Genomic DNA, 15,519 nt, shown 5'->3' with positions numbered 1-15,519 from the left:
GGACATCGTCAGCTACCCGCTGCCAGCAGCTGGTTGACCTTCTCCTCAGCGGTCTTCAGCAGCGTGTCGACGTTCGCGTTCGGGTCGGTCAGGACACCGGACATCGCCGAGTCGAGGATCGCGTAGATCGCCTGGGCGTCCCGCGGCTCGCCCACGATAGGCAGCTGCTTGGTCTCGAAGAGCGCGAAGTTCTCCACCGGCACGTTCGCGTTCGCCTTGCGCAGGTCGAACTCCTGCTTCTGCGCCTCGGAGCCGTTCGCGAACAGCAGCGGCTGGGGCAGGCCGACCGGGTAGTTCTGCGGCTTGGCCCGGACATAGTCGAACTGGCCCTTGCCCGGGGTCAGCTTCTGGTAGGCGATCCACTTGAGACCGGCCTCGACCTGCTCCTTGGTGAGGTCCTTCTTGAAGAAGTAGCCCTCGCCACCGCCGAGCGTGCCCTTCGCCAGGTCGGTCTGACCCGGCAACGGCGCGACCGCCCAGTCCTCGAACTTGCCCTTGAACTGGCTGACGATCGCCTGCGTGGTGTCCGGCGCGCCGATGAACATGCCGACCTTGCCGGCGGCGGCGTTGGTCAGCAGGTCGCCCCACTGCAGGAGCTGGCGGGCGCCCATGCTGTCGTCGCCGTACCGCATGTCCTTGAGGTTCTGCAGTACCTGCCTGCCCTCGGCGGTGTTGAAGGCGGCCTTCTTGCCGTCCTCGGAGAGGACCCGGCCGCCCTGCGAGTAGAGCAGCGAGGTGAAGTGCCAGCCGCCGGTGTTGCCGGCGCTGTACTCCGCGTATCCGGCCACGCTCTTGTCGGCGGCGGAGATCTTCTTGGCCGCCTCCCGCACCTCGGGCCAGGTCTTCGGCGGATTGTCGACGTCCAGGCCGGCCTTGGCGAACAGGGTCTTGTTGTAGACCAGGCCCATCGAGTAGTTCTTCACCGGTACGCCGTAGAGCTTGCCGCCGTCGGTGAAGACCTCCTTCAGCGCCGGGTCGACGCTGTCCCAGGTCGAGATGGTGTCCTTGTTGACGTACGGGGTGATGTCGAGCGCCTGACCGGAGTCCAAAACCTGCTGGAGGTCGGTCATGTAGCCGTAGAAGACGTCGGTCGTGGTGCCGCCGGCGAGGCGGGCCGTGAAGTCCGGCGGGTTGTTGCACTGCTGGCCGACGCTGATGCTCTTGATGACGATGTCGGGGTTCTGGTTCTGGAACTCCTTGACATCCGCGTTCCAGTTGTCGAGCAGCTCCTTCTGGGCGGCGACCGGCTGGCAGTCGACCGTGATGGTGACCTTGCCGGCGGCGTCGTTCCCGCCGTCGTCACCCTTCGTGGAACACGCCGTCAGGCTGAACCCGAGGCCGGCCACGAGCGCGAGCGCCGCAACCTTCCGGTATTGCGGTACGGACATCTGTCCATCCCTTCGGGGAACGGGGTTATCCATGGCCATCGCTGAATCGCGTTGTGATCACTACGGTCAGGACTGTTTCCCGTAGTGAGTGGAGTCACTGTAACTACGGCGCCATGTTGCCGCAAGGTTTCGATCGTGCTCTGAAAAAACACGACTGAGCATTGTTGTTTTGTGCATGTGTCTGTTTTGGGCACAAAAAAGCCGGCCTCTTTCGAGGCCGGCGGCTATTTGTCCGGTTCTACTTCCGTGCCGGTCCTGTCGACCCGCGAACCACCAGCTCCGGCTCGAACAGCAGCTCGTCGGAGAACTCACGGGCCTCGTCGATCTGGCTGACCAGCAGGTCCACCGCGGCCTGGCCCATCGTCTCGATCGGCTGCCGCACCGTCGTCAGCGGCGGATCGGTGCAGGTCATGAACGCGGAATCGTCGAAACCGACCACCGAGACGTCAGCCGGGACGGCCTTACCGAGCCGGCGGGCCGCCCGGATCGCACCCAGGGCGAGCACGTCACTGGCGCAGATGATGCCGGTCACGCCACGTTCCAGCAGTTTGGCGGCAGCGACCCGAGCGCCCTCCATCGAGAAGCTGGAACGCTCCACCTCCGCCTCGGCACCGGACGCCTGGATCATCGCGGCCAGCTTGCGGCGCGACGGGATGTGCCCCTCCGGGCCGAGCACCATGCCGATCCGCTCGTGGCCCAGCGAACGCAGGTGCCCATACGCCTGCTCGACCGCCACCGCGTCGTCCGTCGACACCCGGGGGAAACCCAGCTCGTCGACACCCGCGTTGACCAACACCACCGGCAGCCCGCGCTCGGTCAGCCGGCGGTAGTGCTCGTGTGATGCGTCGGCCAGCGCATACGACCCGCCTGCGAAGATCACGCCGCTGACCTGGTGGTCCAGCAGCATCTCGACGTAATCGGACTCCGGCACTCCGCCGATCGTGCGGGCGCAGAGCGCCGGGGTGAAACCGCGCTGCGCCAGCGAACCGGTCACCACCTCGGCCAGTGCCGGGAAGATCGGGTTCTGCAGCTCGGGCAGCACCAGACCGACGAGCCGGGCCCGCTCGCCGCGCAGTTTCGTCGGGCGCTCGTAGCCGAGAACGTCCAGCGCGGTGAGCACCGACGTGCGGGTGGCCTCCGAGACGCCGCTGCGCCCGTTGAGCACCCGGCTGACGGTCGCCTCGCTGACCCCGGCCTTCTTCGCCACCTCGGCAAGTCGTTTGGTCACCACGGAATCCTACGTCAGATTATTGCAAAAAACGAACTGTTATAAGCTGCGGTTTGCTGTCGCTTGCGAAGACTGGAGGGATTCGACGCCTCGGGGGTGAGCATATTTCACGCCGTGTCGCGGTGACCCCGGCCGTGAAACGGTTAAGTCATCGCTCTGCGCTACGCACGGCACGTCAGCGCTTCCAGCCGGTTTCATCTCCGGGATGCTCGATGTCGATTCCCGGGTCGTCCCGATCGTCAGATCAGGTACGACAACCGATCGGAAGGACAAGACCGTGCGCTACGTGATGATCCTGGTGGGCGACGAGACGAAGTGGTTCGACCCCGAACTCGGCCCGGAGTTGATGGAGGAGGTCGGCGCCTGGTGGCAGAAGTGGTTCGAGGCCGGGAAGATCGTCAACGGCGGCGCCGAACTCGCCCCGTCCAGCTCGGCGAAGACCATCGGCCGGGGGCGTGACGGCATGCCCGAGATCACCGACGGTCCGTACGTCGAGCTGAAGGAGGTCGTCGGCGGTTTCATCCTCCTCGACGTCGACGACCTGGACGAGGCCGTCGCGGTCGCCGCCGGATGGCCCGGGATAGCCGCCCTCGGCGACCGGGTCGAACTCCGGCCGGAGATGGTCCGCTGATCCTCCGCGCCGTCCGCTGACCCCGGCGCCGTTCGCCGACCCGCCGCGCCTTGGCGGATCCGGCGCCGTTCCTGACCCCGTGCCGTTCCTGACCCCGTGCCGTTCGCTGACCCCGGGCAGTTCGCTGACCCCCGCGCCGTCTCTGACCCCGCGCCGTTCGCCGGTCGGTCAGCGTTCGGTGAGGGCGTTGAGGCGGCGGGTCAGCAGGTCGCGCTCGGCGGGGTTGGTGGCCAGCGCCAGGGCACGTCGCGTCGCCTCGGCGGCCTCCTCCGGGCGGCCGAGGCGACGCAGCAGGTCGGCGCGGGTGGCGTGCCACAAGCGGTAGCCGTCCAGTCGCCCGGCCAGCTCGCCCACCTCGGCCAGCGCCACCTCCGGCCCGGCCGTGAAACTCGTCGCCACGGCCCGGCCGAGCAGCACCACAGGCGTCGGCCGCACCCCGGCCAACAGGTCGTAAAGCCGGCGGACCAGCGGCCAGTCGGTCCGCTCCCAGGACGGGGCCAGCGCGTGCTGCGCGGCGATCGCCGCCTCCACCTGGTAGGGGCCCGGCCGGCCGAGCGCGGCGACCCGCCTCAGCCGCCGGAGGGCGGAGGCGATCAGTGGCCGGTTCCACACCGACCGGTCCTGATCCTCCAGCAGCACCATCCGCCCGGCCGCGTCGAACCGGGCCGTCGCCCGCGACTCGTGCAGCTCCAGAAGTGCCGCCAGCCCTGCCGCCTCCGGTTCACCGGGCATCAGCGTGGCCACCTGGCGGGCCAGATCCAGCCCCTCCCGAGCCAGCTCCCGGCGTTCCGCCGACCCGTCCGACGTGGCCAGATAACCCTCGTTGTAGATCAGGTAGATGACGCTCAGCACGGACGGGAGACGCGCCCTGTACTCGTCGGGTGGGGGCGTCTCCACTCGTACCCGATGATCTCGGAGATGCCGTTTGGCGCGCACCAGCCGCTGCGCCGCGGTGGCCCTGGGCAGCAGGAACGCCGCGGCGACGGTCTCGGCCGGCAGGCCGGCGACCGCGTGCAGGGTGAGCGCGACACGTGAGGCCTCCGGAAGTGCCGGATGACAGCAGGCGAAGATCAGCGCCAGCCGGTCGTCGGCCGACGGCGGCCAGGCCGGATCGTCCAGTTCCCCCGGAAGCCGAGGTGGCTCGGACGTGCGCTGTCCCTGTGTGGGATCGCTTGCCAGGGCGGCCTCCTTCGCCCGCCCGTTCACCTCCCGGCGATGCCTGTCGATCGCCTTGCGCCACGCGGTCGTCACCAGCCAGCCGGCGGGATTCGCGGGCACGCCGTCGGCGGCCCAGCGCGGCAACGCGTCGGCGACGGCATCCTGCAACGCCTCCTCGGCGACATCGAGATCACCGAGCCGCCGGGCGAGCACACCCAGCATCCCGGCCGCTTCGTCCCGCCACACCCGCTCGACGGTCGTCGCGATCTCGTCAGCGGTGCTGTCCTCACCGATCGGCTTGTCCGCGCCGGCGGTGTCGCCGGCCTCGTCCGCCTTGCTCACTCCGTCATCCTCCCGCCCGGGCGGTCCCGCGGCGCGCATCGAAACCGGTGCGTCCCGGGCCGGTTGCGACGGGGCGCGCCCGGGCGAATCGGTGCGGTGGCGGAATCGGGCAGATATGCCGGGATCGGGGAAAACGCTCCGCGGCCGGTGGACCGGATGGGATGTTTGCGGAGGCCGGAAGAGAGGGGTCGCTATCACCATGTCCGACTGGGATCAGAATGGCGGCTGGTCGTCGACGGATCAGCAGGACCGGTCGTCGGGGACCGGCCAGAGCGACTGGTCGGCGCAGGACCGGCAGCGGGACTCGGTGCACCGCCTGGCCAACGTCAGCAACGACATGGCGGCCGCGACCGACGCCGCGGTGCGGGCGGCCGAGACCGCCGTCCAGGTGATCCAGCGGCTGGAGGCGAGCAGCACCGAGATCGGCAAGGTGGTCCAGCTGATCGCGACGATCGCCAAGCAGACCAACCTGCTCGCCCTGAACGCGACCATCGAGGCGGCACGGGCCGGCGAGGCGGGACGGGGCTTCGCCGTCGTGGCCAGCGAGGTCAAGGACCTGGCGAACGAGACGGCCACCGCCACCAGTGAGATCGGCACGCAGGTCGGCGGGATCCGGGCGGACACCCAGAATGCGGTCTCCGCGATCGAGGAGATGCAGGGGCTGATCGAGGAACTGGACCGGTGCCAGAAGGTGATCAGCGGGATCGTGGTGGAGCAGCAGGCCGGCTGAGAACGACATGCCGTCATGGGTACCGCGGAGAGCGCGGTGACGGCTCTCCGCCTGTGGACGGCCGGGGAATGTGGATAACCTCCGGGCGGTCGCCAGGGGTGGGGGAGACTGGGCGCCATGGCTCGCAGATCTCCCCAGCCCCGGACGGCCTCTTCCGTGTGCCCGTGCGGGCGTGGTTCGTATCAGAGCTGCTGTGCTCCTCTGCATGACGGCAAGCCGGCGGCCGACCCCGAGGCGTTGATGCGTTCGCGTTTCAGCGCGTATGCGCTGGACAACAGTGACCATGTGCTGCGGACCTGGCATCCGGAGACCCGTCCCGCAGCGGTCGATGCGGATCCGGCGATGCGCTGGACGCGCCTGGAGGTGCTGGAGCACAGTGGCGGCGGCGTCTTCGACGCGGAGGGGATCGTGGAGTTCCGGGCGCACTTCACCGACGGCGGCCGGCCCGGCGTGCTGGCCGAGAAGAGCCGGTTCGTGCGGCACGACGGCCGTTGGGTGTACTGGGGGCCGTTGTGATGTGCTGGAAGGGGAGGTGGGTTCGTCATGTCGGCAGAGCGGCCGCTTGAGGACGGCATCGTCAAGGATTTCAAGGTCAATCTCTCGTACGGGGCATATCTGCGCCTGGACGACATCCTGGAGGCGCAGCACCCGGTCAGCGTGCCGGAGCACCACGATGAGCTGCTGTTCATCGTGCAGCACCAGACGTCCGAGCTGTGGCTGAAACTGGTCGTCCACGAGCTGCGGGCCGTGCGGGAGTACCTGGCGAACGACGAGTTGCGGCCGGCGCTCAAGGGGCTGGCCCGGGTCAAGCACATCCAGCGCACCCTGACCGAGCAGTGGTCGGTCCTGGCCACCCTGACCCCGACGGAGTATGCGGAGTTCCGCTCCTTCCTCGGCACGTCCTCGGGGTTCCAGTCCTACCAGTACCGGGCGATCGAGTTCCTGCTCGGCAACAAGAACCGGGGCATGCTTCAGGTCTTCGACGACCAGCCGGGCGCCCGGGCGCTGCTCGAGGAGGCGCTGGTCACGCCCAGTGTCTACGACGAGTTCCTGCACTTCCTGGCGCGGCGTGGGCATCCGGTGCCGGCGGCGATCCTGGAGCGTGACGTCACCGCGGCGTATGAGTACCACGCCGATCTGGTGCCCGTCTTCCAGGAGATCTACGAGAAGGCTGAGCAGAACTGGGACGTCTACGAAGCCTGTGAGGAGTTCGTCGACCTGGAGGAGAATTTCCAGTTGTGGCGGTTCCGGCACCTGAAGACGGTGGAGCGGACGATCGGCTTCAAACGGGGCACCGGCGGGTCCAGCGGGGTCGGCTTCCTGCGGGCCGCGCTCGATCTGACATTCTTTCCCGAGCTGTACGCCGTCCGGACCGAGATCGGGGTGCCTCGTTGACCGACGACCTGCCCGCCCGCGCCGCCGACCTGGACGCGGCTGATCCTCTCGCGGGGTATCGGGAGCGGTTCATCACCCCGCCGGCGGCCGAGTTGCTGTCCTATCTCGACGGCAACTCCCTGGGCCGGCCGCTGGAGGCCACCGCCCGGCTGGTCGACGCGTTCATCCGCGAGCAGTGGGGCGGCCGGCTGATCCGCGGCTGGGACGAGGGCTGGCTGGAGTGGCCGCTCACCCTCGGCGACCGGCTCGGCTCGGTGGCCCTCGGCGCCGCGCCCGGGCAGACGGTGATCGGCGATTCGACGACCGTGCTGATCTACAAGCTGGCCCGGGCGGCGGTGGACGCCCGGTCCGGCCGCCGGACCGTGGTGCTGGACACCGACAATTTCCCCACCGACCGGTATGTGCTCGAGGGCATCGCCGCCGAGCGGGGTCTGCGCCTGGTGTGGATCGAGACCGACCCGGCCGCCGGGATCACGCCGGAGCAGGTCGCCGATGTGGTCGACGACGACACCGCCCTGGTGCTGTTCAGCCACGTCGCCTACCGGTCCGGGTGGCTCGCCGACATCGCCGCGATCAACCGGGTCGCACACGCGGCCGGGGCGCTGACCATGTGGGACCTGTGCCACTCCGCCGGATCGGTGCCGGTCGAGCTGGACGAGTGGGGTGTCGACCTCGCTGTCGGGTGCACCTACAAGTATCTGAACGGCGGGCCCGGCGCGCCGGCCTTCGCCTACCTGCGGCGGGAGTTGCAGAGCGAGCTGCGGCAGCCGATCCAGGGCTGGATGGGGCATCGGGCGGCGTTCGAGATGGGTCCCGGCTACGAGCCGGCCACCGGAATCCGGGCGCTGCTCAGCGGGACGCCGCCGATCCTGGCCATGGTGCCGTTACAGGCCAACCTGGACATGCTGGAGATGGCCGGGATCGCGGCGGTGCGGGCCAAATCGCTGCTGCTCACCGGTTACGTGCTGGATCTCGCCGACGAGTGGCTCGCGCCGTACGGGGTGGCCGTCGCGGGTCCGCGGGAGCCGTCGCGGCGCGGCGGGCACGTGACGTTGCGGCGAGACGGATTCAAGGAGTTCCTGGAGCCGTTGTGGGACAGCGGGGTGATTCCCGACTACCGGCGGCCGGACGGGCTGCGGATCGGGCCCGCGCCGCTGAGCACCAGCTTCGCCGAGGTGTGTCAGGGGTTGACGGTCCTGCGTGAGCTGCTGGAGAAGAGCCGCCGGTGAGCACGGATCCGTCGTCCGTCTCGCCGGACGTGTGTGCGACCCCCTCGCCCGCGGCGGCGAGTTGTTGTGGCGGGCCGGGTGGTGGCGCCGGGTGTGCACTGTCGGCTCTGAAGCGTTCGTCCGGGCCGCGCCCGACGGTGACCGTCGCGGAGGAGACCCCGCTCCCGCCGGCGCCCACGGCCGCGTCCGCGGTGCCGTCGGGTTCGAGCCCGGCGTCACCGACTGGGACGGAGTCACGCGCTGTGGCGGGGTCACCGGTTGTGGCGGGGTCACCGGTTGTGGCGGGGTCATCCGCTGTGGCGGGGTCACCGGCTGGGACGCCGTCACCCGGTGTGGCGGCGAGACCGGCCGGGGCGGCATCACCCTCTTTCGCGGCTTCGCCGGTGGCCGGGCGGGTCGGGTGGCTGCTGGCGGACTCGGTCTGGTGGGGCGGGCGGCTGCGGACCGGTGTCGCCCTGCGGGTCGCGCCCGACGGGCTGGTCAAACCGGTTCCGGCCGAGCTGGCGCCCGCCGGTGACGACACCCGCCGGTTCCCCGGGACGCTACTTCCCGGGCTGGTCGATGCGCACGTGCATTCGGCGCTCGTCGACCTGGGCACGGTTCGGGCCGGGGGCATCGCCGAGGTGTGGGATCTCGGCGGCGTCCCGGCGGTGGTCGCCGAGCTTGCCGGACGGGCCCGGGAGGCCGATTCGAGCTTGCCGCGAATCCGATATGCGGGACCGTTCCTGATCGCGCCGGGCGGCTATCCGAGTGATCGGCCCTGGGCGCCGGCTGGCAGTTGGCGCGAGATCAGCTCGGCGGCCGAAGCGGAAGCCGCGGTCGCCGAGGCGCGTGCCGTGGGGGCGACCCTGATCAAGGTCACCGCGCACGCCGGCGGGCCACAGTTGGCGCCTGCCGTGCTGAAGGCGCTGGTCACGGCGGCACATGCATCCGAACTGCCGGTCGTCGTGCACGCCGAGGGTTCGGGGACGGTCGCGGCGGCGTTCACCGCAGGGGCCGACGTCCTGGCACATACGCCGTGGACCGAGCGGATCGACGACTCGCTGCTGCGGGCGTGTGCGCAGCGCATGCGCTGGATCAGCACGCTGGACATCCACGGGTGGGGTGAGCCCGACCCGGCCCGGGACACCGCCGTCGACAACCTGCGGCGGTTCGTCGGATACGGCGGGACCGTCCGGTACGGAACCGACCTCGGCAACGGCCCGTTGCCGGCGGGCGTCAACGTCCGCGAGATCCGCCTGCTCCAGTCGGCCGGCCTGACGCCGGACGCGGTCCTGGTCGCGATGACCGAGACCGGCGGTTCCACGGTCTCCTGGATCGCGGGCGGCCTCGACCTGGACCCGGAGCGGTTCGCCGACGCTCTGGCCACCGCCCGCGTCCTCGACGACGGGGTCCGCCCGGCTCACCGATAACCGGGCGCCACGGTCATGGTGATCTGCGGCTTGAAGCGGGCCACAGATCACCACGACACGGCGGCTCGCGGTTTCCGCGCGGGCGCGGTGACGGGTCAGAGGGTGACGGCCGTGCCGGTGGTGGCGCTGAGGCGGGCCGCGTCCAGGATCTCCATGGCCCGGACCGAGTCCCACGGGTCGACCGGCAGCGGGCCCTCACCGAGGACCGCGGAGGCCACCGCCGGGTAGAAGGTGTCCCAGCGGCCGCGGGCGCTCTCGACGGGGGCGCCGGTGGAGCCGCGGAACAGGTGGCCCCAGCGGTGTTCCGGCTCGACGCCCCAGCGGTCGCCGAGGCGGGCCGGGGACTTGCCGCCCTTGAGGAGGGTCTCCTGGTAGTCGAGGTCGGGGGAGATGAACGTGCCGGCGGTGCCGGTGACCCGGAAACGCGGGCCGGGGCCGGCCTGCCGCCAGGAACCCCACAGGTGCGACTCGACGCCGCCGGTGTGGTGCAGGGCCACGAAGAAGTCGTCGTCGAGGCCGCCGTCGGGGCCGTGGAGCTCCGCGTACACCCGGTCGGCGGGGCCGTGCAGCTGTAGCGCCTGGTCGACGAGGTGGGAGCCGAAGTCGAGGAGGGTGCCGCCACCGGCGGCGCCGGGGAGCCGGTCGGGGGCCCACCGCTCCATCCGGGACTCGAAGCGCCGGACGTCGCCGAGCGACCCGTTCTCGATCAGCCTGCGGATGGTGAGCAGGTCGGAGTCCCACCGGCGGTTCTGGTAGACGGTGAGCAGTACCCCGGCCTCCTCGGCCGTGGTGACGAGCTTGCGGGCGGTGTCGGCGTCGAGCGCGAACGGCTTGTCGACGACGACGGCGAGCCCGGCCTCGATGGCCTCGACCGCGAGGGCGGCGTGGGTGGCGGCCGGCGTGGAGATGGCCACCGCCTGCACGCCGTCGGCGGCGAGAGCGGCGATCGAGTCGTATGCCTCGACGCCCGGCAACTGCTCGGCGACCTGGGCACGGCGCTCGGGCGACGTGGTGACGACGCCGGCGAACTCGATGTTTGCCGCGGACGCGATCAGCGGCGCATGGAACACCCGGCCGCCGGTGCCGTACCCGACCAGCCCGAACCTAACCCGTTCGATCATGTCCGGAAGTTTTACACATCGGTTGCCGGCCTGTTGCCACTGATTTCACCGGTGACCTGTGATGCGCAAGACATCACTGAGCGTACGGATTGATTTCGCGGCCGGAACGTGTGCGGATCGCGCACAACCGTGGCTTGATCTAGCGAAAGAGCAGGTACCGCCCCTGTCGGATGGATGACCGGGACGGCCGATCGGCGGTTCAGCGTTGAACAATTGCGGGATGGAACCCGCGCAGAAGGACCGGACGCCCTTTTCCGACATCGACGGCCTCTCCGCCCAGATGTCAGAAATCGTCCTCGATGCCCTCACCGAGATGGGCCGGCATCCGGAGATCCAGCGGGTCCGCCGGGTGGCCCTCGAGATGCTGCGCCCGATGACCGGTCAGCGGCTGCTCGACGCGGGTTCCGGCAGCGGCGAGGTGGCCCGGGTGCTGGCCGCCCGGGTGGGTGCCGACGGCGAGGTCCTGGCGGTCGATCACTCGTCGGCGGTGACGGCGGCCGCGGTGGACCGGCACGACGGCAGCAACGTGCGCTACCTGACCGGGGACGTGGCGGCGCTCGACATGCCCGGCGACAGCGTCGACGGGGTGTGGTGCGAGCGGGTGCTCCAGCATGTCGACGACGCCGACCGGACGATCGGTGAGCTGCTCCGGGTGACCCGGCCGGGCGGCCGGATCTGTCTGGTCGACACCGACTGGGGTTCGCTGGCCTTCGACGGGATGCCGGGCGGCCTGGGTGCGGTGGTGATGGCACACGTGACCGGCCATTTCACTCCGAGGCAGTTCGACATGGGCCGCACGTTGCGCCGCCGGCTGGTGGGGGCCGGCCTGCGCGACGTGGTGGCGACGCCGGTGACCTGTCTGTTCGCGAGCCCGGCGTCGGCTGCGGTGGTGCTTCCGATGGTCAATCCGCGGGTGCCGGCGGATGCCTGGGCCACCCCGCCCGGCTTGCGCGACGAGTGGCTGGCCTGTGTCGACGCGGCCGGGCAGAGCGGCACGTTCCTCGCGGTCCTCACCATCTGGGTGGTGGTCGGCACCAAGGCGTGAGCCACGGGCTGGCTGTCACCGCTGTCTCAGAGCCTCTGAGACAGCGGTGACGACCAGCCGGGCAACTTCCGCCGGGCTGGTGTCACCGCAATCCCCAAGATCGCCGAGAGGTACGGGTGTCAGACCGGCTGCATGCGGTGGAGCAGACGGTCGAGGGGCATGCTGGCGAAACTGATCCGGACGTCGCTGGAGGCGTACGGCAGCCAGAACCGCCCCTCGTGCACGAGCCCGCCGCACGAGTAGAGCACGTTCGGCACGTACCCCTCACGCTCGATCTCGTCGGGGTCGATCAGGCCCTGCGGCAGGTCGGCGATCACCCGCGAGGGGTCCTCCAGGTCGAGGAGCATGGCCCCGATGGCGTAGCGGCGCATCGGCCCGACACCGTGGGTGAGTACCAGCCACCCGGCCTCGGTCTCGATCGGTGAGCCGCAGTTGCCGACCTGGATGAGGTCCCAGCCGCGGTGCGGGACGAGCACCGGCCCGACGTGCTGCCACCGGTGCTGCTCGTCGCGGACGCTGAGGCCCAGGGTCTCCCCGTCGGACCGGCACAGCGCGTACTTCCGGCCGTTGATGTAGCGCGGGAACAGGGCCATGCCCTTGTTGCGGGCGGCCGGCCCGTGCAGCGTGGTGACCTCGAAGTGCCGCAGGTCCCGGGTGAAGATCACCCGGCCGGCGATGTTGAAACCGTCGTAGGCGGTGTACGTGGCCTGGTACGCCGTCCGCCCGTCCGGGTCCTGGACCTGCACGAAGCGGGCGTCCTCCATGCCCCGTGACTCGGTCGGGGTGGACGGCCACAGCACCCGCTGATGCATCGGGATGGTGGCCGGGAAGGTGACCGCGTAGTCGGCCCCGACGATGCGCCGGATCGCCTCCAGCGCGGTCGGTGTGGTCGGCCGGGCGAGCAACTCGGACGGCAGGTGCCCGAGGATCTCCTCGAACTCGTGGTCGTCGTAGCGTTCCGGCAGCGCGGACACCACGTACGCCGATGCCTCGTTGTCGATCTCCTCCTCGGCCAGCGCCGCGCACAGCTGGTGCCGCATGTGTTTGGCACCCACCCGCTGCCCGATCATCAGGGGGCCGTCGCGGTCCTCCAGCCGGATCGCTACGCCGGGCCCGAGGATGGCGCTGCAGAAGCCGATCGACGAGATGTGCCCTTCGCCGATCTGGCGCAGGCTGATCGCCACCCGTAGTTCGCCGGGGAGCAACTCGCTCTGGTCCGGGTGCGGGACCATCGACGGGTTGCACAGGGCGGCCGCCTCGACCGAGAACTCGTGGCTGAAGTATGCGCCGATCAGCGTCCGTGCGGCCGGTGACAACTCGATCTCGGTGGGCACGCGATGCTGGACGACCTCGTAGTGGTGCTGGAAGACGCCGAGGATGTCGTGGTGCCGTCCGGCGAAACGGTTCAGCACGTCGTCGAGGAGCGCGTTGATGTCGGCCTCGTCGAGTTGCAGGATCCGCTCGATCAGGCTGGACGCCCGGTTGTGGATCGAGTGTGCGTCCTCACCGGGGACGAACAGTTTGATGACGACGCGCCGACCGTCCGGCGCCATGGTGATGTTGTGACGGGTGATGTCGGTCGTGTTCACCGTTGCTGTCACGCTAGGCCGCCTGAGGGTCGGGTCGCGCTCCGGCTCGTCAGCGTGCGTGCGTGCTGCAGCGTGGAGACGAGCGCGAGGGTGGATTCGGCTCCTTGGTTCAGATTAGGACCATTGGCCGTCAATCCGTCATAACATCCGCCAGTCTCCGGGTCGTACATCATCGTTCCGGTGTCATTGTCCCCGAAAAACCAGGTGATCGCCTGGAAGAGCGGGGCGTCCCAGTGTTCGTCGCCGGTGACCGCGGCGGCCGTGGCGCAGGCGTCCGCGGTGGCCGCCGCCTCGATCGGCTGCTGATCGAACCGATGCCGCGGCTCGCCGGGCCGCCAGCCGCCGACCGGGACGGTGGAGAGGTGGCCCTGCCTCTCCTGCATCAGGCAGAGCCAGGACAGCATCCGGAGCCCGTCGGTCAGCAGGCCCTCGTCGCCGAGCAGGTCCCCGGCGGCGATCACCACCTCGGCGACCGACGGGTTGGCGTAGGTGAGTTCGGGTTCCGGCCACACCCACTCCGGGTCGGGACCGGGCGCCCCGATGACGGTGGCGGCGTCGCCGAGCAGTTCCGCGACGGCCGGGTCGTACGGCCCGGTGCGCAGCACCTCGGCGGCGCCCAGCCCGGCGAACGCCATCGCCCGCGGCCAGCTCGACCGGGACTGCAGGCCCTGCCGGAACGCGTTCATCGCCTCCCGCCGGATCCATCCGGACGGGCCGCGGGCGGCGGCGGTGCCGAGTCCCCACATGGCCCGGCCCCACCAGTCGCCGAGTGACGGCTCGTCGGTCCACCGGCGCTCGTAGCTCATCCGGTTGCGGAAGGCGCCGTCCGGCCCCTGCGCGTGGGTGAGGAACGCCAGGTAGCGCTCGGCCTGCCGGACCAGTTCGGGCCAGGGCCGGGGTTCGCGCGCGGCCATCAGCAGGCCGCGGGACACGTCGTCGACGCAGTAGCCGTGCTCGCGCCGGGCGATCGCGTTGCGGGCGTGCTCGAGCAGCCCGGTGTCGTCGGAGAGCCGGAACACGTGGTCCCAGCGGGGTTCGGGGATGTCACGCAACTGGACGGGCGGCGGGATCAGCCGCAGGGTCTGCGCCATGCCTAGGCGGGGATCGTCGCGGCCGCGAGCGGCCGGCGGTCGGAGATCAGACGGGCGGCGAGCGACTGGTACCGCGCGGCCACCGCGGGCCAGCGCAGGGTCGGGCCACCGGACAGCCCGGCCAGGCGGCCGGGAAGGCCCGGCTCGGCGAGCACGTGACGGATGGCGATCGCCATCGCCTCCGGATCCTGATGGGGTACGAGCAGACCGGGCCCGTCCGCGAGCAGTTCCACCGCATGCGGGAACTCGGTGGCGACCACCGGCACCCCGGCGGCGACCGCCTCGATCAGGACTCCGGAGGTGACCTGCTCGGTGGAGTCGTACGGCAGCACCACCGCGTCGGCCGAGCGGATCAGCCGGGACAGGCCGGCCGGTTCCAGGTAGACGTCCGACCATTGCACACTGTCGGCGACGCCCAGTTCGGCGGCGAGTTCCTTGAGCGAGTCCCGGTAGACGTCGCCCTGCTGTTCGAGCACCTTGGGATGGGTGCGCCCGGCGACGGTGTAGAGCGGGCGCGGCTCCAGGTCGTGGAGGTGCGCCAGTGACCGCAGCGCCCATTCGATGCCCTTGCCCGGCCCGAGCAGTCCCCAGGTGAGCAGGTGCGGCCGGTCGTGGTCCTCGCGGGGGGTGCCGGTGTGGCTGGCGGCGCCGTGCGGGATCACCGTGATCTTGCGCGGGTTGACGTCGTAGTAGGTGGTGAGCCGCTGCCGGGCGGTGTCCGTCATGGTCACCACGGCGTCGGCGGCCGCGGCGATCTGTTCCAGGACGTCGCGCTGGAGCGGGTCGGGCTGGGTGAGGACGGTGTGCAGCACCACGATGGACGGGATCCGCAGCGCGCGCAGGACCGGCAGCACCTCGGCGCCGGCGTCACCGGGATAGATGCCGTACTCGTGCTGGATGATCGCGGTGTCGAAGCGGTTCAGTGCGGTGGCGGCGGCGACCCAGCCACCGGGGCGGTCGGTGTGCCACGTGTGCACGACCCGTGGTGCGGCCCGGTCGAGCGCGATCCCGCCACTGGTGCTGTCGCCGGCGAACAGCCGTACCACTCCGGATCCGCCGGCGCCGCCGGTGAGATGTGTGGCGAGAGCCGCATTGAATGTCGCCAAACCGCATTGAGTGGGGGGATAGGTGCTCAAAAACCCGTATGTCGCGGGCATGAC

Annotated in this window: 14 protein-coding genes; 7 read left to right on the top strand and 7 right to left on the bottom strand. The window is 70.3% G+C overall.

The genetic code is table 11. From position 1 onward, the window contains the following. Positions 1–8: 8 nt before the first annotated feature. Together BC793_RS05900 and BC793_RS05895 are read right to left on the bottom strand one after the other, a co-directional pair. Positions 9–1,388, bottom strand: coding sequence for an ABC transporter substrate-binding protein (locus BC793_RS05900; protein WP_109589951.1), 1,380 nt, complete (start codon positions 1,386–1,388; stop codon positions 9–11). A 238-nt stretch (positions 1,389–1,626) separates the two neighbouring features. Then, positions 1,627–2,616, bottom strand: coding sequence for a LacI family DNA-binding transcriptional regulator (locus tag BC793_RS05895; RefSeq protein WP_109589949.1), 990 nt, complete (start codon positions 2,614–2,616; stop codon positions 1,627–1,629). Positions 2,617–2,893: 277 nt separating this feature from the next. On the opposite strand from BC793_RS05895, the gene BC793_RS05890 reads away from it, so the two are divergent. Next, positions 2,894–3,247 (top strand): YciI family protein, encoded by a 354-nt coding sequence (locus BC793_RS05890; RefSeq protein WP_109590390.1) that lies wholly within the window; start codon positions 2,894–2,896, stop codon positions 3,245–3,247. Between the two features lie 168 nt (positions 3,248–3,415). On the opposite strand, the gene BC793_RS05885 is transcribed toward BC793_RS05890, so the two are convergent. Beyond that, positions 3,416–4,747: an RNA polymerase sigma factor gene (locus tag BC793_RS05885; protein ID WP_239169658.1), complete on the bottom strand. Its 1,332-nt coding sequence runs from the start codon at positions 4,745–4,747 to the stop codon at positions 3,416–3,418. A gap of 199 nt (positions 4,748–4,946) precedes the next feature. Here BC793_RS05885 and BC793_RS52215 point away from each other — a divergent pair, with 199 nt between their 5' ends. From BC793_RS52215 to BC793_RS05860, 5 genes are all read left to right on the top strand, one after another. Then, the gene (locus tag BC793_RS52215; protein ID WP_109589945.1) at positions 4,947–5,477 is read left to right on the top strand and encodes a methyl-accepting chemotaxis protein; all 531 of its coding nucleotides are present in this window, start codon (positions 4,947–4,949) and stop codon (positions 5,475–5,477) included. Between the two features lie 156 nt (positions 5,478–5,633). Continuing rightward, positions 5,634–5,993: a YchJ family protein gene (locus BC793_RS05875; RefSeq protein ID WP_428839518.1), complete on the top strand. Its 360-nt coding sequence runs from the start codon at positions 5,634–5,636 to the stop codon at positions 5,991–5,993. Positions 5,994–6,020: 27 nt separating this feature from the next. Continuing rightward, the gene (gene kynA, locus BC793_RS05870) at positions 6,021–6,872 is read left to right on the top strand and encodes a tryptophan 2,3-dioxygenase (RefSeq protein ID WP_109589941.1); all 852 of its coding nucleotides are present in this window, start codon (positions 6,021–6,023) and stop codon (positions 6,870–6,872) included. Beyond that, positions 6,869–8,101: a kynureninase gene (gene kynU / locus BC793_RS05865; RefSeq protein ID WP_109589939.1), complete on the top strand. Its 1,233-nt coding sequence runs from the start codon at positions 6,869–6,871 to the stop codon at positions 8,099–8,101. The genes kynA and kynU overlap by 4 nt, the downstream gene beginning before the upstream one ends. 383 nt (positions 8,102–8,484) lie before the next feature. Next, the gene (locus BC793_RS05860; RefSeq protein ID WP_109589937.1) at positions 8,485–9,513 is read left to right on the top strand and encodes an amidohydrolase family protein; all 1,029 of its coding nucleotides are present in this window, start codon (positions 8,485–8,487) and stop codon (positions 9,511–9,513) included. Between the two features lie 95 nt (positions 9,514–9,608). Here BC793_RS05860 and BC793_RS05855 read toward each other — a convergent pair whose 3' ends face one another. Then, the gene (locus BC793_RS05855) at positions 9,609–10,634 is read right to left on the bottom strand and encodes a Gfo/Idh/MocA family protein (protein WP_109589935.1); all 1,026 of its coding nucleotides are present in this window, start codon (positions 10,632–10,634) and stop codon (positions 9,609–9,611) included. A gap of 220 nt (positions 10,635–10,854) precedes the next feature. On the opposite strand from BC793_RS05855, the gene BC793_RS05850 reads away from it, so the two are divergent. Continuing rightward, positions 10,855–11,679: a methyltransferase domain-containing protein gene (locus tag BC793_RS05850; RefSeq protein ID WP_109589933.1), complete on the top strand. Its 825-nt coding sequence runs from the start codon at positions 10,855–10,857 to the stop codon at positions 11,677–11,679. A gap of 119 nt (positions 11,680–11,798) precedes the next feature. Here the strand turns inward: BC793_RS05850 and BC793_RS05845 are convergent, their stop codons facing one another. Genes BC793_RS05845 through BC793_RS05835 form a run of 3 tightly spaced genes read right to left on the bottom strand, consistent with a single transcriptional unit; the run spans position 11,799 to position 15,516 of the window. Further along, entirely contained in the window at positions 11,799–13,232 is a 1,434-nt protein-coding gene (locus BC793_RS05845) for a glycoside hydrolase family 130 protein (protein ID WP_170167207.1), read from the bottom strand. A gap of 44 nt (positions 13,233–13,276) precedes the next feature. Further along, positions 13,277–14,359 (bottom strand): glycosyltransferase, encoded by a 1,083-nt coding sequence (locus tag BC793_RS05840; RefSeq protein ID WP_109589929.1) that lies wholly within the window; start codon positions 14,357–14,359, stop codon positions 13,277–13,279. Positions 14,360–14,361: 2 nt separating this feature from the next. Beyond that, the gene (locus tag BC793_RS05835) at positions 14,362–15,516 is read right to left on the bottom strand and encodes a glycosyltransferase (RefSeq protein ID WP_109589927.1); all 1,155 of its coding nucleotides are present in this window, start codon (positions 15,514–15,516) and stop codon (positions 14,362–14,364) included. Positions 15,517–15,519: the final 3 nt, after the last annotated feature.

The organism is Actinoplanes xinjiangensis, from assembly GCF_003148685.1.
Lineage (GTDB): Bacteria > Actinomycetota > Actinomycetes > Mycobacteriales > Micromonosporaceae > Actinoplanes > Actinoplanes xinjiangensis.
The sequence above is the reverse complement of the archived record's forward strand: the minus strand, read 5'-3'. Positions and strand labels throughout refer to the sequence as shown.